The sequence below is a fragment of the Exiguobacterium sp. s191 genome (genome assembly GCF_018618955.1).
In the GTDB taxonomy this organism is placed as follows: Bacteria; Bacillota; Bacilli; order Exiguobacteriales; family Exiguobacteriaceae; genus Exiguobacterium_A; species Exiguobacterium_A abrahamii.
Map to the genome: position 1 here is coordinate 1,092,555 of NZ_JACSNC010000001.1, position 23,472 is coordinate 1,116,026.

The following is a 23,472-nucleotide window of genomic DNA, read 5'->3' on the forward strand; positions in this document are numbered from 1 at the left end:
TATACAAAAACACCTTTCACATCCCGTGAAAGGTGTTGAGAACACTTATTCTTAAGCAATCGAATTGACTTGGTGTTGCATCGCTTCGTAATGTTCGATGATTCGAGATCCAAGTGGATCCGTTGCCGATAATTGTAAATACGCGTTTAGCGCATCTTCGATTCCATGTTTCGTAATATATGCATTTAATTCTGAAGATTCTGAATCATTTGGATCGAAATAGGTTAGAGCTGCTGCGATCCCACGCGCTAATCCATCTGCTTCGATGCCACGCTCCATCAATTCCTTTGCTGGTTTGACGAGTCGGTCACTTGGACTCAGTTTACGAATCGGTGAACGAGCGACACGTATGATTTCATCATGAATCCGCGGGTTTTCAAAGCGTTTCATATTCTTTTGGATATACGCACTATGATCGACCGGATTAAAGCCGTACTTTTCAAGTAATAGCCATCCTGTTTCGTAAAGTGCTGTCTGGACACCACGACGGATGCGTGGATCCGTTAGACTTTCAGCGATCGTCTCTTTATGGAATAGTGCTCCGAGATAAGAAGCGATCGCATGTCCCGTGTTGACGGTGAACAGCTTCCGCTCGATGAACGGTTCGATGTTCTCGACATAGGTGACACCTTCGATCCGTGGATAGGCTTCCGGTAGTCCAGTCGTCTCAATCACCCATTCAAAGAATTCTTCCACTTCGACGTACAACGGGTCTTCGTGATGTTGAAGCGGTACGATCCGGTCAACCGCTGCATTCGGGAAATACCAGTTTTCCGCTACGGGGTGATGTTTCGCTATCTCTGCTTGCAAGTGTTTTGACCCACCAATCATGTTCTCACACGCAATGACGTAGACAGATGTCTTTTGATCACGTTGACGTAACCCTTCCGCGATCAAAGGAGCTACTTTCGACAACAAGCTCGGACCGACAGCTGTTGTAATCACATCTGCATCGCGAATCGCTGCAATGACTTGATCCGGTTCAGACAAACTGTTGAGCGCCGTTACGCCGTCGACCCGTTCACGTCCCCCTTGTTCAGAGGCATAACCGACCTCATAGGTATGGCGTGCTTTTAATGCATCGACGACCGTCGTATTGACATCTACGAAACAGACTTCGTAACCCGTCTTGACAAGTTGTAAGCCGATGAAACCACGTCCGATGTTACCGGCACCAAAATGGATGGCTTTCATGGTTACACCTCCGCTGTCAATAAGGCGATGATTTCTTCTTTTGATGTCGCTGCCACGATACGCTCGACGTTCTCCTCATCGGAGCAAATGACCGCGATATTCGAGAGCAACTCGAGATGTTCGTCCCCGACGCCAGCGATACCGATGACGAGTCGTGCTTGTTCCGTTCCGAACGTTACGCCTTGCGGTACTTGTAGAATCGATAGTCCTGTTTTCTTGACTTGTGATTTAGCCGACTCTGTTCCGTGGGGAATTGCGACATGATTACCGATATAGACCGTTGATAAAGCGTGACGCTCTTGCATTGAATCGATATAACCCGCTTCGACATATCCATGATCGACGAGGAGTTGACCGGCAGCCGTAATGGCTGCCGTCTCGTCTGCGAATTGTTGGTCCAGTAATACAAGTTCCGGTGAAAGGTTCATTGTCGTTGTCATGTTTATTCCTCCTTGAATATCTCTATCTTTATTTTTAAGAAATCTTATTTCTTGCTGTTTCGATCTCATGAACGAGTTGATCATAATATCCGGCATTTAAGAAATTATCGACTGATCGGTGTTCTGCCGTTGGTACCTGTTCCTTCGCCCGCTCCGTCAAATCACGATGCGTGATGATCAGTTCGGCGTTTGGCGGCAATTGACTGATCGACGTATTCGTTACCTTGATAGGTAAGCCCGCTTTATTGATCTTATTGCGAAGGACGGATGCTCCCATCGCACTCGATCCCATACCAGCGTCACAAGCGAAGATGATATGTTCGACTTCCGCAAGTGGTTTGGCATCAGCTGAAACGAGTGTCGAGGCAATCGATTGTTTTCCTTTCATCGCACTGACGTTCGCGCTTGCTTCTTCAAGGGATGTCTCTTTTGCTTTGCTTGTCTTCAGCAGAACAGTTGAGACAACAAAGGTCACAGATGCTGAAACAAGGACACCGGCGATCAATCCGACGTAAGAACCGCGGGATGCCATTGCAAGAACCGCAATGATACTACCTGGTGAAGCAGGTGCAACTAAACCGACATCAAATAGGACGAATGTGAGGATCCCACTCATACCGCCTGCGATCATCGCAAGCAATAAGACCGGCTTCATCAAGACATACGGGAAGTAGATTTCGTGAATCCCACCGATGAATTGAATGAACGCGGCACCCGGTGCTGTTTTCTTTGCTGCACCAGAACCGAAGAACGAGTAAGCGAGTAACAATCCGAGACCCGGACCGGGGTTAGCTTCGAGTAAGAACAGAACTGATTTGCCCGCCTCGTTTACTTGATCGAGACCCAGTGGGCTTAAGATGCCGTGGTTGATGGCGTTGTTCAAGAATAAAATTTTCGCTGGTTCGATGAACAAGCTCGCTAATGGTAGCAAGTGTGCACTGACGATCGCACCAACTGCTGCAGCCATGATGTCGTCAAGACCTGTCATGAGTGGTCCGAATACTTTGAATCCACCGAGCATCAACAAACCACCGATGATTCCGACCGAGAAATTGTTGACGAGCATTTCGAGACCTGGTTTGATTTTTCCTTCGATCAACTGATCGAACTTTTTGATGACGTATCCGCCAAGTGGTCCCATGATCATGGCACCGAGGAACATCGGAATCTCTGTTCCGACGATGACCCCCATCGTCGCGAGCGTCCCGACGACGCCCCCTCTGACGTCATGCATTAATTTTCCGCCTGTGTATCCGATCAGCAACGGTAAAAGATAGGTGATTGTCGGACCGACGAGTTCACCGAGTTCCTTATTTGGTGCCCATCCAGTTGGGATGAACAGTGCCGTGATGATCCCCCAGGCGATGAATGCACCGATGTTCGGCATAACCATACCGCTTAAAAAGCTTCCGAACCGTTGAACTTGTACACGGATGCCCCGTGCTCCATTTTGAGCTGTCGCCATTGCGTTAGCCTCCATTTCGTGTATGAGTTGATAAGATGATTGCTTTGCTATGACCTTATTGTAAGAGTACTGCAAGCGCTTACTCAATCTTTCCTAGTTCAGTCTTTGTCCAAGAAGTTGGACAGACTGAAAAGAAGCCTGCTTGACGTGAAAAAATCCCTGTCACTTCAGGAATGGAGTGACAGGGATTTTTCAAGTGTGACCTAGGAATTGATCAATGACCGTTCGAAACGTTCGATTCAAAAGCAGACGAATCGTCTGTTCCTCCCCGAACTCGAATTGATCCATTTGTTCGGGACTCTCGATGATCGCAGCACTGATCGAACTGAGTAATTCAAGCAGTTCGTTCGAGGTCTCTTCCGGTGCGACCAAGACGAGGAGCCGTTCGACGGATTGTAACTGTTGATCCATTCCGAGCAAGTCGATCGGTTCAGGCAATTCAAAGATGAGGAATCCCCCTCGTTGAATCGTCGCATCGCGTCCGTGAAACAGCGCAAGCCGCGTTCCCGGAATACCAAGACCTGACATCTCATGACGACGTAGCAATTGTCCAGAGAGCGAAACAGCTGACTTCGCCAATCCTTGCTCGACCATGCGTGTACTGATCTCAAACAAGAGCGATTCAATCCCATCGCCCACGCGCTCTAACCGTTCCATTCGGAATCCGTCCGATACTTGAATGGACGATGCAACGAGCCGATGCAATTGTTCAAGATCGAGCCATTCCGTTTTCGTCTTTCGCGGTGCCGGTTGAAAGGATTTAGGCAAGGCGAGAATTAATTTCCGGATCCGTTCGACCTCATCCTGAGGAAGCAACGGGTTGACGAGAAGATGTGGTGGGCGAATATCAGGCAACGGCACAGTCGACAAAACGAAGTCGTACGAGTCGATTGGTAACCGTTCGATGCCAAACAGGGACGAGTTATCGATGTGCTCGAGTTCAGCGAATTCTTGCCGTAACCGGTTCATCAATAACTTCGAAGAACCGAGTCCAGCAGAGCAAACGACTAGAACACGATATGGTAGTTTAGGTGTCGGTTTACTCAGGACAGCTCCGAAATGCATGACCCAAAATGCTAAATCTACGTCTTCAAATGTCGCATCGGTGAAGATAGACAGCGCTGCTTGTTTGACCGCATCGAACAAGCGCGGATATTCCCGTTCGATTTGTTTGATGACATAGGACGGATTGACGCTATTTTGACGTGTGTACGATTGAATATGCGAGACGAGTCCGCGTTCTAGCGCATGATCCTTCGTAAAGTTCGTTCCATATAGTAAGGAGACATGCTCAATCAATCGTTTTACACGAAGGCGCGTGACGAGTTCTTCCGTATCCCCTGCGTCCGATTGAAAGAAAGCACGCAATTCTTCTGATAACCATTGGCGTTCAGCAATCGACAACGTGTCAGGTAAACGCTCTTCGACGCGTTCCACCCATTTGAGGATTTCGACCGGATACGCTTTTAACTCGTAACGCATCGGAAACTGATCTTTGCGTAACGCTTGTAAAGCTAAGCTGAGTGTCGCACGCATGATTTGTCGGTCATTGAGACGCCCTTCTTTCGTCAATGGTGCTATGACCGCGTACGCTTGATTGATCATCTCAAGCCAGGATGTTCGATTCATGCGTAACAGATGAGGTAATTGCCCGGCGTCGCCTTGTAACAAGCGATAGAAAGCAAGAACATCCCATTGCGTAAAGATCAATGAAATCAGTAAACGGCGTTTGTTGATTTCTTCGCCGATGACTTCGGCACCAATACCTTTTTTTCGCTTGATTTCAAGGTCATATTGTAGAAACCATTCATCAATCCGCTCTAAATCCTGGCTAACCGTGCTCGGAGCCACATACATCGCATGGGCGATTGCCTGTAATTTGACCATCCCTTCTTCTTGTAGTAGCCGATACGCTAACTCGACTTGGCGATCTTCAGCGTTCGGTAATTGTTTATGTGACAACAAGAGTTGGTCCCGTAATGCATGTTTGGCTTCGTCTGTTCCTTCAATTAAGAGACCTCTGCCGCGGACATATGTCAAACGCAAGTCATGATCTTCTAAAGATTGGGCAAGACGATCGCGTTCACGTTGAATCGTTCGTTCCGATGTCTCGAGTGTTTCCGCGATCTCTTGTATTTGAACAGGTTCTTCGCGTGATAAGAGGAAAAATAAGATATCATGTTCCCGTGGTGTAAATTCAGTCATGCAGCCTCACTCTTTTCTGCCAAGATTCGAGGATGACATCATATGCAGTCGGATCAAGAACCCGATCGACTGGATGCACCGAACAATGTGTTTTCCATACGTGTCGATGGACGAGTTGCGTTTCTCCGACGATAAAAGATGCCTGATCAGGTAGTTCTGCGATCCGACATGTCTTAACGTCTGTCGTAATACCGCATTCAAGTAAGCGCTTTCTTAAAATCGTAGCACCCATGACACTACTCGCCATTCCACTCTCGCATACGAAATAGATGATTTCTGAATTCATCTGTCATACCTCCTCTTCATTTTATAAGAATAGCAGAAATATTTTCGGTGTTTCACCTTGAAACAAAATCAATAGTTATTTTTGAACTGGCAGCTTTCTTTGCCAAACACAAAAAAGCCTGGATTTCTGATGATGCCAGAAATCCAGGCTATGTGATTTAGCCTGTTTGTTGCATTGCTTTTAAATATTGTCCGACGGCTTCCGCTACTTCACGACCTTCGCGAATCGCCCAGACGATCAATGATTGACCCCGTCTTGCGTCACCTGCGGCAAATACGCCTGGCCGGTTCGTCGCGTAACGCGTCGTCTTGATTTTCCCTCGTTCCGAGGCGACCGCTAAATGTTCGAGTACATTCTCTTCGACACCACTGAATCCGATGGCGATCCAGACTTGATCGACCGGGAAGTAACGATCGCTCCCTTCGATCTCCTCAAAGATCACTGTACCCGATTCATTTTTTGTTTTCGTTGTCTGAATCGTCCAGACACCCGTGACTTGACCCGATTCACTTGTTGTGAATCGCTTGATCGCGATCAAGTATTCACGAGGATCCCGACCGAATTGTTGAAACGCTTCTGCGTACCCATAATCGATGGAGTAGAGTGACGGTGTATCCGGCCACATGTTTCCTGTTGCACGCGTCGTACCCGGTTGTTCATGTTTACCGAATTGGACGACGGAGCGACAACGTTGACGGAGTGCTGTTGCCACACAGTCCGCTCCGGTGTCGCCTCCACCGATGACGAGAATATCTTTATCTTTTGCGTCATGATCAGCAGACAACGGTTCTTGCGAGAGCACGTGACGTGTCACCCCTGTCAAATAATCCATCGCATAACCTACTCCACGCGTTGGCGCTTCCGTTAATTTGCGCGGTTCCGTCGCGCCGACACATAAGATCACCGCGTCATACTCCGCTTCAAGTGTCTCGAGAGTGATATCTGCGCCGATCGTGACGTTCGTCCGGAAGTGAACCCCTTCCGCTTCAAGCAAATCAACACGGCGCTGTACGACCTCTTTATCGAGTTTCATGGCTGGTATACCGTACGTGAGTAATCCGCCAATCCGATCTTCCCGCTCAAAGACCGTCACTTGGTGACCGGCTTGATTCAGCTGATCGGCAGCCGCAAGACCGGCAGGACCAGATCCAACGATGGCAATCGAACGTGTCGATCGTATTGCTGGAATTCGGGGCACGACCCATCCTTTTTCAAAGCCGATATCGATGATCGTCCGTTCGATATCTTTGATCGCGACCGCAGGTTCATGAATCGACAACGTACACGATCCTTCACATGGCGCTGGGCAGACACGACCCGTGAATTCTGGGAAATTGTTCGTCTCAAGAAGGCGATCGAGTGCCTCTTGAAAACGTCCTTCTTCTACGAGCAAGTTCCATTCTGGAATCAAGTTATAGACTGGACAACCAATCTTCACTTGATCAAATACTTCCCCTACATGGCAAAACGGGGTGCCACAATCCATACATCGACTTGCTTGTTGACTCGCTTCCGCTTCCGTCAAAGCCGTCTTATATTCCTTAAAGTCACCCACCCGTTCGCTTGGATGTCGTTCCGTCCCACCCGAACGAGCAACTGTCATGAATTGATCGCGTCGTTTCATCGTACCCCTCCTGTTCTGCGCCCTAGATGTGTCTCAAATGCGAGCAACATCGCTTCTTCGGTGTTGTGTCCTTGTTTTGCGAAATCAGCCATCAACGTCGTCACTTTCTCATACGTCGAAGGAATGACGCGGATGAACGAATGAATGACATGATCCCAGTTCGCTAGAATCGCATCGCCCTGCTCACTACCGGTCCGTGCAACGTGACGTTCGATAAACGTCTTCAGTCGAGCAATCTCTTCGACATGCGTGACGGGTCCCGTCGTGACGAGTTCGCGGTTGACGCGCTGTAAAAATTGCTCAGGATTACGCGGTAAGACATAGGCGACACCACCTGACATACCGGCAGCAAAGTTTTTTCCGACATCGCCAAGGACGACGACGGATCCACCGGTCATATACTCGAGTCCATGATTACCGATTCCTTCGACGACAGCGACTGCTCCGCTGTTTCGAACCGCAAATCGCTCACCTGCCTGACCGTTGACATAGAGTTCTCCACTCGTCGCCCCGTAAAGTGCGACGTTACCAATGATCGACTGATCGGACGAGACGAACGAAATCGAACGTGGAGGATGAACGGCGATGATACCTCCGGACAATCCTTTCCCGACGTAATCATTCGCTTCTCCCGTGACATCAAGCGTTACTCCGCGTGGTAAATACGCGCCTAAACTTTGTCCGGCAGATCCATTCAGTTCGAGTTTCAATCGATCCGTCGGCAGACCAAGTGCTCCAAACCGTCTTGTCAGCATGGCACCGGTCTGTGTTCCAATCGCACGGTCTGTATTTTGAATCGTTAAACGTAGTGTCTGAGGCTGACTGAAATCTGCCGCCTCCAAATACGGCGATATTTCACGAGCGTCAAAGGAACGCTCGACATGATGCTGTTGTTGTTCAGCCGGACCGTGTGTCACATGGACGAGGAGACGCGAAAAATCAAGACTCTTCGCTTTCCAATGTGTCCGTTGTCGCTCCGATGGTTCGAGTAAATCCGTACGCCCTACGAGATCTTGCAGCCGTCTTACACCGAGTTTCGCTAAATGTTCTCGTACTTCCTCAGCAATGAACGTCATGAAATGGACGACGTCATCGGCAGATCCCGTGAATTTCTTACGGAGCTCTGGATCTTGCGTCGCGACACCAACAGGACACGTATCGAGATGACAAGCACGCATCATGATACATCCGACGGCGATGAGCGGAGCTGTCGCAAACCCATACTCATTCGCTCCGAGCATCGCGGCGAGGATGACGTCGCGACCAGTCAATAGCTTTCCGTCGGTTTCAAGGACGACACGCTCGCGCAACCCGTTTAATGTCAACGTTTGGTGCGTCTCAGCAAGACCAAGTTCCCATGGCAGTCCGGCATGTTGAATACTCGTCTTCGGCGAGGCACCCGTGCCGCCGTCATGACCACTGATGACAATGACGTCCGCAAGCCCCTTCGCAACTCCAGCCGCGATCGTTCCAACGCCACCTTTGGCGACAAGTTTGACGCTAATCCGGGCTTGATCGTTCGCACGTTTTAAGTCATGAATTAACTGGGCCAAATCTTCAATCGAATAGATATCATGGTGTGGAGGTGGGGAAATCAATCCAACACCTGGTGTTGATGCACGCACCCGTGCAATCCACGGATAGACTTTTTCACCAGGCAATTGACCGCCTTCACCGGGTTTCGCACCTTGTGCTACTTTGATTTGTAATTCGTCCGCGTGAACGAGGTAATGACTCGTCACCCCAAAACGACCAGAGGCGATCTGTTTGATCCGGCTCATCCGGAAGTCACCATTTTCATCCCGTTCGTATCGTTCCTCCTCTTCACCGCCTTCACCACTATTACTCTTTCCGCCTAAGCGGTTCATCGCGATCGCAAGCGTCTCGTGCGCTTCTTTTGATAACGAGCCGTATGACATCGCACCCGTCTTGAAGTATTTGACGATTTCGCTGACAGGCTCAACTTCTTCAATTGGGATCGCCTTCGTCTCCTTGAACGTCAACAGATGTCGTAGCACCGTTGCCGGTTCCTCCTGAATGCGTTGAGCGTACTTTTGATAAAGCCGGTAATCATTCGTACGGCATGCGTGTTGCAACAAATGAATCGTTGCTGGGTTAAAGGCATGATGTTCTCCTGCTTGACGGTACCGGAAGACACTACCGGACTCTAAATAAATCCGTTCATCTGCAACCTGTTGTGCTCGTCGGACTTCTTCTTCCATCAGTTCAAGCGTCATCCCGCTCAATTGAGAGACCGTACCCGTGAAATGCTGCTCGATGACGGAACGATCGATTCCGACTGCTTCAAAGATTTGCGCACCACGGTAGCTGAAGACCGTCGAAATGCCCATCTTCGACATGACTTTGACGACGCCTTCCGTGACTGCTTTTTGGTAACGTTTGTCGACATCCGTAAAACGATCCCCTACCGCTTCTTCAAGCGTCGCATATGCTAGGTACGGATAAATCGCATCCGCACCATATCCGAGCAACGTCGCGACATGGTGGACTTCACGAATCTCTCCCCCTTCAACGATCAAGCTGAGATTTGTACGTAATCCCTTGCGGATCAGCGCATGATGAATCGCACTCGTCACTAAGAGGATTGGCATCGGCAATGTGCCGGGGCGTACGAGACGATCCGATAATGTCAATAATTCATACCCGTTTTGTGCAGCGGTCACAGCCTCATCAACGATCATGTCGAGCGCTTCTGCAAGCGAGTCGGTGAACGTCGTCGAAATCGTTTTTTGCTTAAGTCCACTTTGTTTAAGCGCATGGGCTTCGTCTGGTCGCAGAATCGGGGTCTCTAAGCGAATACGACGACAGTTCGCGCGGTTCGGCGTCAGCAGTTCCCCTTGTCGACCAAGCCATGTCAGCGTCGAGGTGACGATCTCTTCGCGTAACGCGTCAATTGGTGGATTCGTGACTTGTGCGAACAGTTGCTTGAAGTATCGGAACAAGGATTGAGGGCGTTCACTTAAGACCGCTAGCGGTATATCCGTCCCCATCGCACCTAACGGATCCTTTTGTTCTTCGACGAGCGGGATCAAGTATTGATCGATATCTTCACGGGTATATCCGAAGTGTCGTTGTTTCGTTCCAAGTTCAACAAGTGTTTCCTTGAAGTCGTTACTTGAAAGGGAAACGACTTCTTGCGCGAGCCACTCCGCGTAGGGGTGCCGTGTCGCTAGTTCCCGTTTGATCTCTTCATCTGCGATCAACTGACCGGACGCAAAGTCGAGTAAAAGCAGTTCACCCGGTGCTAATCGTTTTTTGTACAGAATGTCTTGTTCACGAAGAGGGAGTACTCCTGCTTCTGACGACAACATGAAGTGACCATCGCGCAACAATACATATCGCGCTGGACGTAAACCGTTTCGGTCAAGCGTCGCACCAATCTGCTTTCCGTTCGTAAAGACGATCGCAGACGGACCATCCCATGGCTCCATCATGCTACTGTGGTATTCATAGTACGCACGCTTCGCTGGTCTGATTTCAGCATGTTCGAATGGTTCCGGTACGAGCATCAGTGCTGTCTCAGCGAGCGAGAGTCCGGACAGATGAAGAAACTCAAACGCATTATCAAGCATCGACGAGTCGCTACCTGTCTCATCTAGAATCGGTAACACTTCCTCTGCCCGATTACCATATGTCGTCTCAGCAAGTCGACGTTCTCGACCGCGCATCGCCCGAATATTTCCTTGCAACGTATTGATTTCGCCGTTGTGAATCAAATAACGGTTTGGATGGGCACGTTTCCAACTTGGGAACGTATTCGTACTAAAACGCGAATGCACGATACCAAATCCAGACTGATAGCGCTCGTCTTGTAAGTCATCGAAGTACGCACGCAATTGATCCGTCGTCACGAGTCCTTTGTAAACGATTGTTTCACTCGAGCTACTCAGGACGTATTGTTCAAGACCGAGTTGCTCCGATTCACGTTCAAATGCGCGACGAATCAAAAAGAGTGTTCGTTCAAATGTCAATCCTTCCATCGCCTTTGCACCAATGAAACATTGACGAATGACTGGCTCTGTGCGGCGGGCACCCGACCCAAGCACTTCGGACTGGACGGGTACGGTTCGCCATCCTAAGACGTCTTGTCCTTCCGTCAAAATGATTGACTCTAACGTTCGTTCGAGTCGCATCCGTTCCCGTTCCTCACGTGGTAAGAAAATCATGAAAACGCCATAATCCCCTTTTTTAGGAAAGGAAATGTGACGAACCGTTTCACGAAACAAACGATCTGGTAATTGCGTTAAAATACCCGCCCCGTCTCCCGTCTTCGCATCGCTTCCTTGTCCACCACGGTGTTCCATTTGACAAAGCATGGCCAATGCATGTTCAACGATTTCATGACTCGCTCGTCCTGTTTGATGTGCGTAAACCCCGATCCCGCACGCATCATGTTCCATACGAGGGTCGTATAATCCCTGCTGTTCAGGGTATTGATGAAATGTCATAGTAGCACTCTCCTTGCCTTCTTAATTTTCTGTATATTCAGTTAAATTATACTTTACACCCTTTTATGTTTATTCGCTACTATGCATAATCACCATTTTGTTCAACCTCTAGAGATAGAATTACCATATATCAACATTGATAACGCTTACACAAACTTGGATATTCATTCAATATTTTTTTTGGTTGAATTCTACACTTTGTGCGCGTATTACTTTGCCCGAACATATGATTCCGTGGTATTTTTAACTATGAAAAGAGTTATTGATCATGGAAATAAAGAGAGGAATAATACGATGAAAAAAACAATGCAATTTACGGGTCTCTTGATCGCAGGAAGCTCGATCTTATTAAGCGCATGTGGTCAGCAAGAGGAGAAGGCAACCGCATATGACAAGATTCAAAAAGAAGGAACGATTGTCGTCGCTACGGCTGGTACACTTTATCCGACATCTTATCATGAAGAGAAAAACAATAAGTTGACTGGATTCGACGTTGAAGTCGTCAAAGAAGTAGCAAAACGTCTTGATTTGAAAGTGAAATTCAAAGAGATGTCATTTGACGGTATGTTGACAAGCGTCAATACAGGTCAAGTCGATCTTGCCGCCAACGACATTACGATCACCGATGATCGTAAAGAAAAATTCGCGTTCTCAAAACCATATAAATATACGTATGGTACGGCAATCGTTCGTAAAAGTGATTTGTCAGGCATCAAGTCTCTCGAAGATCTAAAAGGAAAAAAAGCTGCCGGAGAAGCCACAACGACGTATATGCAGATTGCTAAAAAATATGGTGCAAAAGAAGTCACTTACGATAACGCGACGAACGATCAATATCTACGAGATGTCTCAAATGGTCGAACAGACGTCATCTTGAATGATTACTACTTGCAAACACTCGCTGTCGATTTCTTCAAGGACTTCGATATTACGATTCATCCTGATATCGCTTATAATCCAAGTCAGGTTGGTTTAATCATGGATTTAGATAACAAGGAACTTCAATCCAACATTAACGAACAACTCGATAAAATGAAGGAAGACGGCACGTTAAAGGAAATTTCGAAGCAATTCTATGCTGGAAAAGATGTCTCCCAAATGCCTGACGTCAAAACGACGATCGTCGATGTGAACTGACGATGTCTTCGATTGATTGGCGGTCCGTCTTCAATCCGGAATTGGCGGTCGAATCGTTTCCTTATATTTTGAGTGGACTGGGACAGACGCTATGGATTTCCTTGCTCAGCATGGCCATTGGTCTCGGAATCGGGTTAATCCTTGCCCTTTGCCGTCTGTCTCACCTTCGACTTTTACGCATCGGGGCTAGCGCTTATATCTCGTTCATGCGTGGTGTTCCGATTCTCGTGTTGCTGTTCATGTTGTATTTCGGACTGCCGGTCATCAATATTCAACTTGACGCGTTAACAGCAGCAATCACCGGTTTTAGTTTGAATAGTGCTGCGTACATGGCAGAGATCATTCGTTCTTCCTTATTATCGATTGATCGTGGGCAAGAAGAGGCGGCAGCGTCACTCGGTTTATCCAGGTATCGGACGTTTGTTGGCATCATTTTGCCACAAGCGATCCGGATTGCCATCCCACCACTCTCAAACGTCTTGCTTGATCTGGTCAAAGCTTCATCGCTTGCTGCTATGATTACAGTTCCTGAGATTTTTCAAAAAGCAAAAATCGTCGGTGGGCGCGAATTCGATTATATGACCGTTTATTTTGTTGTTGCGTTCATCTACTGGGGAATCTGTTCTTGTATCGCAGTCATTCAAGAGGTTCTCGAACGTCGTTTTGCGCGGTATCTGTGATTCATTGATAAATAGCTATACGAACAGGCGATGGACCATGTCCATCGCCTGTTTACTTTCTTTCTTTGATATATCATATCGTCAGTCAGCCTTCTCGATACATCGTTAAAAAGTGTTCTAATTGTCTTGGTTGTAACGGGCGATGGAAGAGATATCCTTGCAACGTATGACATCCCAATCGCTCGAGCAATGTCGCCTCTTCTTCTAATTCAATCCCTTCAGCTACGATTGTCATATCTAATCGCTTTCCTAACTGAATGATCGTCTCGATCATCGCTCGTTTTTTCTCTGAATGAATGGCTTCTTGAACGATTTCTTTTGGGATCTTCAATTGATCGAACGGTAACTCCACTAACGATTGCATCGATGAAAATCCCGTTCCGAAGTCATCGAGCGCAATCCGAATCCCGTATAAATGGAGTGCATTTAATGTCTCGATGATTTGCTCAGTTCCTTCGATGAAGATGTGTTCTGTCATTTCGATTTCGAGTAATGATGGAGGAAAGCCTGACTGTTTTAAGATCGCTAATACACGCTCCGTAAAATCGGGTTGGCGCAGTTCCCACGGCGAGACATTCACGGAAATCGTTAAAGGTTCCTTCCCCCCTTCCAACCATGCTTTCCCTTGGAAACAGGCTTGACGCATGACCCAACCTCCGAGAGTCTCAATAAAACGTGTCCTTTCCGCAAGTGGAATAAACTCAATTGGCGGAACAAGACCATATTCCGGATGATTCCAACGAATCAATGCTTCGACTCCTGTAATTTGACGCGTTTTTGCATTGACTTGAGGTTGAAATAAAATAAAAAAGTCGCGATCCAACTCTGCATCGTATAAGTCGCGTGTTAACTGAAGCGCCCGTTTTCGTTCATTTTGTGTCGCCAAATCTGTAATCGCATACGTATTTTTCCGATTGGATTTAGCAGTGAACAAGGCAATCTCCGCATCATTAATGACATGGTCCGTCGTTTCGTCATTTACATAGGAAACACCGATACTTGCAGTGACGTTAATCTGTTTAAAGTCAATTTGAACGCGCTCTGATACACTCGATAAAATATCGTCACAAAGGCTTCGTGCATCGTAATGGTTTGGAGCATGCAGTAAAAAAGCACTTCCGCTCGCTTTCGCAATCGTACAATCCGGAAAGCGATTCATTAACCGACGACCAATGATGTGCAAAGTGCGGTCACCTGTCCGGTAACCAAAAGCATCATTGACGGTTTTAAAATCATCCAGATCAACCAGACAAATCATGTCGCCTTCTCGTTTTTTCTTGTCCACTTCTATGACAAAAGAAGAACGGTTCGACAAACCTGTCACAGTATCCGTAAATGCTTGTTCTTGTAAACGTGCTAAGTAGTCAATATTACGTTCAAGACGGGTGACGTATTGATTATGGATCAATAAACTGATGATCGTCGCAATTAAGATAAGTCCAATTCGTGCGATATGATCAGACGCAAACATCGTAACGTTTTCTAATGAAGGAGTTTGATACCAGATATAGAGTAGGGAGATCGTCGTGATGCTTGTTGCATACAGTAGCATCGTCCGGTTGATGACGACTAAGGACGCTAAAATGAAAAGAAGGGCACATGCCCAAACCGTCTGGACTCCCCGATCGATGAATGGATAATAAATATAAGGAATCAATAAAAAAATACTCGACATCATATGAGGTTTTAAACGATCTGACAACGAACTTTTACCGATGAAATATTGCACGATTCCAGCACTTGCAATGACAAGTGCACGTATCCAATCCTCCCCGTTCAGACCAGAACGACTAAATACGTTGGCAACGATATATAAAACGGCACCACAACTCGTCAATACAAAAATGATCATCCCGAACAATTGATAATTTGCTCGAATCTCTCGATGATATTGCAGACTATTGGAAGAACGTCGCTGTGTATTCACCGCCATCCCCTCTTTCTAGTTCCTGTCGTTTATTTTCCTTATCAGAACCGAAATAAAACCTGAATTTTCTAAAAATAATAAAATATTGGGAAGTCATGATTTTAAGTAGAATGGGAATAGAGAGGTATAGAAAGGAGTAATGTTTATGTCACATTTACTATTCATTGAAGCGAACGATAGCACACATCAAAAAAAAGGCATTAGCTCTGAAATGAACGATGCCTTTTTGAACGCGTATCGTGAAACACATCCGGATGATACAGTTACGGTTTTAAATTTATTTGAAGAACGTCTTCCCTTCTTCGATTTGAAACTGGCGAGCGCGGCAGGTCGCCTCTTTAAAGGCGAGGAATTAACTGGAGAGGATGCGACACATGCACAGCGACTTCAGGAGTATTTAAACGGCTTCTTAGATGCCGATAAGGTCGTCTTCTCATTTCCGATGTGGAACTTGACGGTTCCGGCACCGCTGCACAATTATATGGATTACCTTGCTCAAGCTGGTCAAACATTTCGTTATACGGCCGAAGGTTCGATTGGACTTGTTGAAGACAAACAAGTCCTGTTGATTCATTCACGCGGTGGTGATTACTCGACGAAAGAGAAAGCACCGAGTGAACACGCTGTTCGCTACATGCTCGATCTATTGGCATTTTTCGGCATTGAGGATGTATCGACTGTCATTCTCGAGGGACATCAGCAATATCCGGAACGTGCCTCTGAATTAATCGAACAAGCACTTCAAGAATGCCGACAATTCGGTCGTTCGTTCTAAGTTGGGAAGAGAACGTACTCTGCATGTTCTTCCAGAAGCAGTTTTTCATGAAGTGGCATATCAAATGCTCGAAAGACGGAATAGGCCATCGTAAAATCGCGTTGGATAGCTGAAAGATCGCCATTCAGTTGTTGAGTGAAATATCCTCGCTGATAATAAAAGTGACCTAAGAAATGACCATCTTCTATTTGAAGACTCTCTTGAATACCTTGTTCGGTGATTTTTAGACCGGCAAGGTATTTTTTTTGCCTAGAAAGTTGTTGTCCATAGTTATATAAAATCTTGATTCGAACCTTTTTCAATTCGATGGATGGATAATTCGATTGAATCAATGCCTGGAAGATACCCTCCGCTAAATCGAAGTCACCGTGTTCAACATACAAATTCGCTATCGCCATCTGAATTCTTATATACAGAATAGCTGATTCAAACCAAAGGTGTTCTTTATTAACTAATCGTTCGAGCAATTGAATGGCTTTTAAGTAGTGAAGTTGACCACTTTTTTCCTGAACGATGACTTGATAATATGCTGCCAAATCACGAACTTCCTCAAAATCTACCGTTGAAAGAACATGTTCGATCATCTCTAAAGCATCAACGTATTGATTAGTACGCAATAGTTCTGCTAATTGCTCGTCATACGATTGAAAAACATCGCTTCGTAAATGATCCTGAAACAACATCGACAATGGTACTTTTAATCGTTTTGCGACTTGTTGGAGCAAATCGATGGTGGGTGAATTTTTACCATTTTCGATTTTACTGATTTCAGCTTGGCTACAAATGCCTTCACACAATTCTGCTTGTGTAATCTTTTTTTCTTTTCGAATTCGCTTGATTTCATAACCAATCGAGACGGGTAAGTGATCCATTATATCGTCCTTTCTTTCACTTCCGTCCTCACATTTGAAAGTGGAGAAATTGTTTTTTTCCTTTTAAGACTAACGCGGCATGATTATCATTGCCAAAGGCAGTAAAAAGGGAATAGGCAAGAGTAAACGCATCATGAATATCACACTTTCGATAATTCAATTCTTCATAGAAACATCCTCTTTGATAAAAGAAATGTCCTAACATCGCTGTATCTTTTCGTTCGATGGATAAACAAATTCCTTGTTCAGTAACCTGTAGTCCTGTTTTAAAGTCATTTTGAAAATACAACTGTTGCGCATGATTATATATGATTTTACACTGTAATTTTTTGAGTGCGTATGTCGAATACTCATACGTTAATAAATCTTCGTAGATTTTTCGTGCATATGGATATTGACCGTTCAAATAATAATAGTTCGCGACTGACATTCGAATACGTAAATAAATAACAGGATACTCTATTTCCATTTGGTGTTCATCCGATAAGCGAAGCAATTGAGAGATACATGTCCGGTAATCGATATCTTTTTTACCTTCGCGAGCGACCCAGTCAAAATATTGAATCAATAATTGAACGGAAGGAGGAAGACTAGTCGGTAAACGTTTCATAAATTCTAGCATTTCATCATAACGACGTTGCCTAGAAAAGTCCGACAGTTGTACGTCATAGTCCTGAAATAGCTTTACTTCATTTGAATCGATAAAGATTTGATCCATTGAAATATGTAATTTTTGAGACAAACGTTGAACAAGATCGATCGTTGGAATTATTTTTCCATTTTCAATCTTACTTAATTCCGCTTGACTACATACACCCTTCGCTAATTCTTTTTGTGTTAAATTTTTCTCGATTCGTAGTTGTTTTATCTGTTTACCAAATGACTCGGTACGCAATCTTCCTCCTCCTTTCTTATATTTTTTGTAGTAATCTTAGTCCAGTACAGATTGTAGAAAAGAACGTTTCGTCTTTAGAACGATGGTAGCGTATTGTTTCATCTGAAAAGCAGAGAATAATTCATACGCCATCGTATAATCATGTTTCATCTGCATAAAATTCGTATCCATCCGTTCATGAAACTCGCCACGTTGATAATACAAGTGCGCTAAGTAGGAAGTCTGTCTCAATTGTCGACTGAGCTGTATGCCTTCCTCGATGATACGAAGACCCTTTTGAGACTGATCCATTTTATATAATAATTTTGCATAGTTATAAAGGATCTTTAGTCGCTCACTCTTCAGACCACTGATTTCTGTAGTGATGCGTAATACTTCATCATAAATCTTTTCTGCTTGTTGATACTGTCCGCACTCTGCATATAAAATGGATAATGCCATCTTGATTCGAAAGTAAAGCACCGGATCTTTCACCCATAAATCCTCTTGATCCATCCATCGCGTAAATAAAACGGAGGTCGTTCGATAATCAACTTGTTTTTTTCGATATGCAATCACAATTTCATAGTAGGTCATTAATCGTCTTATTTCATCAGAAGATTCACTTACTGAGTTTTTTTCATTTCATGAAAACATTCATCGAAAGCATTCTCGCGTAGTAAGGTACTAAGTTTTTGATCAAGGATATTTACCTGCTCCAATTGATGTTCAGAATTGCTCTTTAATAATTCTGATATAGGAACACGAAGTACTGTTACGAGTTGTTGTAATAATTCCACAGTCGGCATCGTCTTCCCGTTCTCGATCTTACTAATTTCAGCTTGACTACAAATCCCTGCACTCAGTTCTTTTTGCGATAACCCCTTCAATTGTCGAAAAAATTTGAGTTACTTACCAATAGAATGTTCGTCCTTCATCTAATCACCTCTTTGAAATAAACGAGTTGCACTTTTCATGAAAAAACCTCCTTGTTTACCAAGAAGGTCACGTATCCTTTTCATTAATTCTCAAAAGTGAACAACATATACGACTCCTTCATACGAAGAATCATCTTTTTCCGAACGTCGTGTTCAAACGCATGAAACAGTGCATAGGCGACTGAGTACTGTTTTTGGAGTGTTGTATCTTTCTCACCTAGATGTTCATTATAATGAGCGAGTTGATAATAAAAATGACCGAAGAGAAATGTATGATTATGCATCAAGCATAACTCATATCCTTTTTTTGCGATGACAATACTTTCCTCAGACTTCCCTTGGTACTCAAGGATTTGACAATGATTGAAGTAAATTTTCAATAGCGAATTTAGATGGATAGTGGACTGAAGAACTTCGATTTCATTTTCTAATTCCTGATACACGGATTCCGTTAAATGAAATAAGTCTTGCTCTGAATACATATTCGCAATCGCCATTTTGATTCGAATGAACAATTGAATGGACTGAGACCAGACTTCTTTTTCAATCAACAAGTTGCTGAGTAGGCTTGCCGCTGACCGAAAATCGATTCGATTTTGCTTTAGGTCAATGATCGTCTTGATGTAGCTTTTTAAAATGTCGATTTCGACGATGCTATCCTTTTCTTGCTGGTGAATTCGCTCTAACGCCTCTTTGTATTTCTCTTCTCGAAGCAAATCGGATAAGAATCGATCTAGTTGAAAGAACTTTTCCTGATCGGTATGTTCTTGAAACAACAAAGAGATGGGAACTTGCAACCTTACAGCAAGTTGTTGTAATAAATCAACTGTCGGAGAATTTAAGCCGTTTTCAATTTTACTAATTTCAGCCTGACTACATAAATCAGCACATAGTTCTTTTTGAGAATACCCCTTTTGAACACGAAATCGTTTTAAGTTTTCTCCAATTGGATTAGCTTTAACCATTCTATCAAATCCTCCAAATATCTTAAAACGTCTCACTGTATTTTGAATCATGCTTCGTGTTTAACGGTAGACTCAAAAGTAAATAATAAATGTTCTTTCTTTAGGTCAACGACTAATTGTTTCGTCGTTTCGAATTCAAATGCGTGTAGCAATGTATAAGCTATCGTATATGTCTTTTGAAATAAAGCGTTACCGACAGCTTCTTGATAATTTCCTAATTGAAAATAAAAATGCCCTAACAGGAAAGTCTGTTGAGAATCTAAGCATAAATTAATTCCTTTTTGAATAAACACGTTCGCTTCTTCAAATAAATCTTGATACAAAAGAATTTGAGCATGATTAAAATAGATTTTTATCAAAGAAGTAATATATAAGGAACTTTTGAGTCGTTCTAATAGCGTTTCAATGTCGGAATAAGTACCTGTAGTTAAATGATATAACTCATGTTCAGCATATATATTGGCAATTGCCGTTTTAATCCGAATGAATAAAGAAATGGATTCGTTCCAAACATCATACTTGTTTAAAAGGTTACTTAATAAGGAAGTGGCTGTTCTAAAATCAAACCGATTTTGTTTCATATCCACGATGATCTGAAAGTAAGCACTTAATATGATTAAATTCATATTCTCTTTGTAATCATACTTTGAAATGAATTGTATGATTTGATCAAAATTCTCTTCTCGAAGTTGATCTGAAATAAATTTATCAAAAAAATCTATTTCTTCATTAGCTTGAGGATTCTCGAATAAAAGTGCAATCGGACTATTTAAACGAGCGGCAATTTTTTGTAACAATTCTACGGTTGGTGAATTTAAGCCGTTCTCGATTTTACTGATTTCAGCCTGACTACATAAATCAGCACATAGTTCTTTTTGGGTCATTTGCTTTTCGATACGAAATTGTTTGATTTTTGTACCAATCGATGAAGTTAAATCATCCATCTTCATCATTCCTCACTCACTTCCATCTACAGGAAATAGCAATAGATCTGATAAATGTGTTTCAAGAATTTTTCGGTATGCGTGATTATTCGTCGCAGTGAAAAATGAGTAAGCAATTGTATACGCTTCTTTAATACTTTTCTCGGAAGCGTTTAACGCTTCTAAAAAGAAGCCCTTTTGATAATAAAAGTGACCAATGTATGTTAAATCTTCTAGCTCTTTGGTTTCTTTTATCGCGTGTTCAACTTCTTTTAACCCTTCCTCGAATCGCTTTAACCGATATAAGTTACGTAAGTAATTATATATGATTTTCATTTTAATTTTTTTATACTCGCGTGTACGGTAAGGTAGTTTTAATAGCGCTTCATAAATTTGATGAGAATGCGTGTAATCCTCATGATTCGTATATAAAACAGCAATTGCCATCTGAATTCTTGTGTAGAGAAGAAATGACTTTTCAACTAAACTTTCTTCAATGACTAATTTTAATAACGCAGAAATACATGTTCTAAAATCGATGTTTCCTTTTTCATGTAATAACAGCTTTTGATGATATCGAATTAACACTTGAATTTCAAATTCAGTATTTGCTTTTGCATATTCTTCTAAATCCTTCTCCATAGCTGAGTAAGTTTTCTCTCTCATATGGCGCAACATTCGTTGGTCTATTTCATTTAATTTTTGTGAGACGATCTCATCTTCAAAAAACAATGAAATCGGGATGCGTAGTCTTCGACAAATCTGCTGTAACAAATCAATCGTTGGGGAATTTCGACCATTTTCGATTTTACTGATTTCAGCCTGACTACAAATTCCTTCACAAAGTGCTTTTTGTGTCATTCCTTGTTTTTTTCGTTCTTGTTTGATTTTATCACCAACAGAATGAATGACTGGATGCATAGAGGTCACTCCTCAAATCAAAAATATCGAACTCATGAAAAAAGTCTTCCGTTTCAAGTATATATCACTTGAGACGGAAGACGTGTCTATGCTTCCGGCGAGAATCGAACTCGCACTGCAGCATTACCATTGCTGAGGTCTGCCATTAACCTACGGAAGCTTGCAAAACCTGATTCTAGTATAACTTATAGAAAAAGACAAAACAAGAAGTCGATGCTTTTTCAGCTCAACTTCTTGTCACTAATTTACAATGTAGTTTTCGTTAGCGAGTTATCATAAACGACTAAAACTGAATAATGTTCATCCGCTTTAGACGCAACGAATGTTGAAAATTTTAATGTAATGATGGCGTTCGATCCGACCCCATTATTTTCAAAAAAGTCATTTAGTCTTTCCTCTAATTCTTCAGGCGATCGCCCGACGACTACTTTAGAATGCAACATGATCATCACTCCGTTCCGTTATGGTAGGTTCGAGTTTAGTAATTTCCTTATCGAATAAAAGTTAAACCTTTATTTTTTCGACTTGCCCCACTCTCTCCCTATCCGCTATGGTGAAATGGAGTCATTCAATTATTAAAGAACAGGAGTGAAGTCTGATGGAACAAATCAATTTCGATGAAACGATCGAGAACCGAAATACAGGATCCGTCAAGTGGGACGGGCTCCCTTCGCTGTATGGATCAGATGAGCTGATTCCGATGTGGGTTGCCGACATGGACGTCCGTCCACCACACCATTTGACAGAACGATTGACAAGACGTGCTGCTACAGGTCATTTCGGTTACTCGATGTTTGAAGACGAAGCAAAACGAGCGATTCAGCATTGGTTTCAAAAGCGGTATGACGTCACAATCACTACTGATTCCATTCTCTACTCAAGTGGTGTCGTTCCAGGACTTGCACATACGGTCCTCGCATTGACGGAACCGAGTGATGAAATCATCATCCAGACACCGGTCTATCCTCCATTTCATCAAATCATTCAGTCTAATCAACGACAACTCATTGAAAGTCCGCTTCTTTTAGACGGTGAGACGTATCAGACAGACTTTCCACTTCTCGAACGGCAAATGCGAACAGCACGTATGATGATTCTCTGTAGCCCGCATAATCCAAGTGGTAAAGTTTATCCGAGAGAAGAATTACAACAAATCGTCGAACTCGCGAAGCAACATGATGTTTATCTTGTATCCGATGAGATTCATGCGGACCTCGTCTATACAGGTTCCATGCACACGCCTATTCTCGGTTTGGATTATGAAAAACTCATTTTAGTGAGTGCCCCATCCAAAACGTTCAATATTCCGGGTCTATATGCGTCTTATTTGATCGTACCTGACATCTCGATTCGTCAACAGATCGAGCGTATCCAGCAACGTCATTTCGTTCATCCGAATGCATTGGCTTCAACTGCAATTTCGGCAGCGTATGGTGATGCTATGAGTGAACAATGGCTCTCACAATTGCTTGTTTATTTAGAAGGAAATCGTGACCATGCCATCCGTCGGATTCGCCAAGAGATGCCAAAATTAGACGTCGTCATTCCAGAAGCAACTTTCCTGTTGTGGATCGACTTCAAAGCACTAGAACTAGATAGTAAAACACGATCAGATTGGCTCGTCAAGGAGGCAAAAATCGCTCTAACGCATGGTTCTTCGTTCGGGTCTGGTGGAGAAACATTTGAACGTTTAAACATCGGTTGTCCTCGTACACAATTAGATCAGGCACTAGACCGTTTAAGCACCGCATACCAACGGTTTTGGACCAATTAACAT

At 44.0% G+C, this 23,472-nt stretch carries 17 protein-coding genes, 1 tRNA gene and 2 pseudogenes; 4 read left to right on the top strand and 16 right to left on the bottom strand.

Going from position 1 to position 23,472, the window contains the following annotated elements:
- Nucleotides 1-51: 51 nt before the first annotated feature.
- The 7 genes from KNQ09_RS05935 to gltB all read right to left on the bottom strand — a co-directional run bounded on the left by KNQ09_RS05935 (nucleotide 52) and on the right by gltB (nucleotide 11,683).
- Complete coding sequence (locus tag KNQ09_RS05935; RefSeq protein ID WP_214857855.1) at nucleotides 52-1,194, bottom strand: mannitol-1-phosphate 5-dehydrogenase; 1,143 nt, start codon at nucleotides 1,192-1,194, stop codon at nucleotides 52-54.
- A 2-nt stretch (nucleotides 1,195-1,196) separates the two neighbouring features.
- Nucleotides 1,197-1,634 (bottom strand): PTS mannitol transporter subunit IIA, encoded by a 438-nt coding sequence (locus KNQ09_RS05940; protein WP_231884652.1) that lies wholly within the window; start codon nucleotides 1,632-1,634, stop codon nucleotides 1,197-1,199.
- Nucleotides 1,635-1,668: 34 nt separating this feature from the next.
- On the bottom strand, nucleotides 1,669-3,099 hold the full coding sequence (locus KNQ09_RS05945; protein WP_064299708.1) for a PTS mannitol transporter subunit IIBC: 1,431 nt from the start codon (nucleotides 3,097-3,099) through the stop codon (nucleotides 1,669-1,671).
- A gap of 192 nt (nucleotides 3,100-3,291) precedes the next feature.
- The gene (locus tag KNQ09_RS05950; protein WP_064299707.1) at nucleotides 3,292-5,304 is read right to left on the bottom strand and encodes a BglG family transcription antiterminator; all 2,013 of its coding nucleotides are present in this window, start codon (nucleotides 5,302-5,304) and stop codon (nucleotides 3,292-3,294) included.
- A complete protein-coding gene (locus tag KNQ09_RS05955; protein ID WP_050678288.1) occupies nucleotides 5,297-5,590 on the bottom strand; it encodes a PTS sugar transporter subunit IIB in 294 nt (97 codons plus the stop codon). Before KNQ09_RS05955 ends, KNQ09_RS05950 begins: the two co-directional genes overlap by 8 nt.
- Nucleotides 5,591-5,747: 157 nt before the next feature.
- A complete protein-coding gene (locus KNQ09_RS05960) occupies nucleotides 5,748-7,214 on the bottom strand; it encodes a glutamate synthase subunit beta (RefSeq protein ID WP_214857856.1) in 1,467 nt (488 codons plus the stop codon).
- Nucleotides 7,211-11,683, bottom strand: a complete 4,473-nt coding sequence (gltB, locus tag KNQ09_RS05965) for a glutamate synthase large subunit (protein WP_214857857.1) — start codon at nucleotides 11,681-11,683, stop codon at nucleotides 7,211-7,213. Before gltB ends, KNQ09_RS05960 begins: the two co-directional genes overlap by 4 nt.
- Before the next feature lie 294 nt (nucleotides 11,684-11,977).
- Here gltB and KNQ09_RS05970 point away from each other — a divergent pair, with 294 nt between their 5' ends.
- The gene (locus KNQ09_RS05970) at nucleotides 11,978-12,820 is read left to right on the top strand and encodes a transporter substrate-binding domain-containing protein (RefSeq protein ID WP_058705360.1); all 843 of its coding nucleotides are present in this window, start codon (nucleotides 11,978-11,980) and stop codon (nucleotides 12,818-12,820) included.
- A gap of 2 nt (nucleotides 12,821-12,822) precedes the next feature.
- Nucleotides 12,823-13,500 carry an amino acid ABC transporter permease gene (locus KNQ09_RS05975; RefSeq protein ID WP_064299703.1) on the top strand — a complete coding sequence of 226 codons (678 nt, stop codon included), beginning with the start codon at nucleotides 12,823-12,825 and terminating at the stop codon, nucleotides 13,498-13,500.
- A gap of 85 nt (nucleotides 13,501-13,585) precedes the next feature.
- On the opposite strand, the gene KNQ09_RS05980 is transcribed toward KNQ09_RS05975, so the two are convergent.
- Complete coding sequence (locus tag KNQ09_RS05980) at nucleotides 13,586-15,427, bottom strand: putative bifunctional diguanylate cyclase/phosphodiesterase (RefSeq protein WP_483299310.1); 1,842 nt, start codon at nucleotides 15,425-15,427, stop codon at nucleotides 13,586-13,588.
- Nucleotides 15,428-15,572: 145 nt separating this feature from the next.
- Here KNQ09_RS05980 and KNQ09_RS05985 point away from each other — a divergent pair, with 145 nt between their 5' ends.
- Complete coding sequence (locus tag KNQ09_RS05985) at nucleotides 15,573-16,202, top strand: FMN-dependent NADH-azoreductase (RefSeq protein WP_214857861.1); 630 nt, start codon at nucleotides 15,573-15,575, stop codon at nucleotides 16,200-16,202.
- Here KNQ09_RS05985 and KNQ09_RS05990 read toward each other — a convergent pair.
- From KNQ09_RS05990 to KNQ09_RS06025, 8 genes and pseudogenes are all read right to left on the bottom strand, one after another.
- Nucleotides 16,199-17,074, bottom strand: coding sequence for a helix-turn-helix domain-containing protein (locus tag KNQ09_RS05990; RefSeq protein WP_214857863.1), 876 nt, complete (start codon nucleotides 17,072-17,074; stop codon nucleotides 16,199-16,201). The genes KNQ09_RS05985 and KNQ09_RS05990 overlap by 4 nt on opposite strands.
- 28 nt (nucleotides 17,075-17,102) lie before the next feature.
- Nucleotides 17,103-17,969, bottom strand: coding sequence for a helix-turn-helix domain-containing protein (locus KNQ09_RS05995; RefSeq protein ID WP_214857864.1), 867 nt, complete (start codon nucleotides 17,967-17,969; stop codon nucleotides 17,103-17,105).
- 36 nt (nucleotides 17,970-18,005) lie between these two features.
- Nucleotides 18,006-18,560, bottom strand: a pseudogene (locus KNQ09_RS06000) (tetratricopeptide repeat protein); the annotation flags it as partial.
- Nucleotides 18,561-18,574: 14 nt separating this feature from the next.
- Nucleotides 18,575-18,844: pseudogene (locus KNQ09_RS17585) on the bottom strand (helix-turn-helix domain-containing protein); the annotation flags it as partial.
- A 125-nt stretch (nucleotides 18,845-18,969) separates the two neighbouring features.
- Entirely contained in the window at nucleotides 18,970-19,902 is a 933-nt protein-coding gene (locus KNQ09_RS06010; RefSeq protein ID WP_214857867.1) for a helix-turn-helix domain-containing protein, read from the bottom strand.
- Nucleotides 19,899-20,795 (bottom strand): helix-turn-helix domain-containing protein, encoded by an 897-nt coding sequence (locus tag KNQ09_RS06015; RefSeq protein ID WP_214857869.1) that lies wholly within the window; start codon nucleotides 20,793-20,795, stop codon nucleotides 19,899-19,901. Before KNQ09_RS06015 ends, KNQ09_RS06010 begins: the two co-directional genes overlap by 4 nt.
- A gap of 12 nt (nucleotides 20,796-20,807) precedes the next feature.
- Nucleotides 20,808-21,695, bottom strand: a complete 888-nt coding sequence (locus KNQ09_RS06020; protein ID WP_214857871.1) for a helix-turn-helix domain-containing protein — start codon at nucleotides 21,693-21,695, stop codon at nucleotides 20,808-20,810.
- 89 nt (nucleotides 21,696-21,784) lie between these two features.
- Nucleotides 21,785-21,855: transfer RNA gene (locus tag KNQ09_RS06025), tRNA-Thr, on the bottom strand.
- Nucleotides 21,856-22,293: 438 nt separating this feature from the next.
- On the opposite strand from KNQ09_RS06025, the gene KNQ09_RS06030 reads away from it, so the two are divergent.
- Nucleotides 22,294-23,469, top strand: coding sequence for a MalY/PatB family protein (locus KNQ09_RS06030; protein WP_214857874.1), 1,176 nt, complete (start codon nucleotides 22,294-22,296; stop codon nucleotides 23,467-23,469).
- Nucleotides 23,470-23,472: the final 3 nt, after the last annotated feature.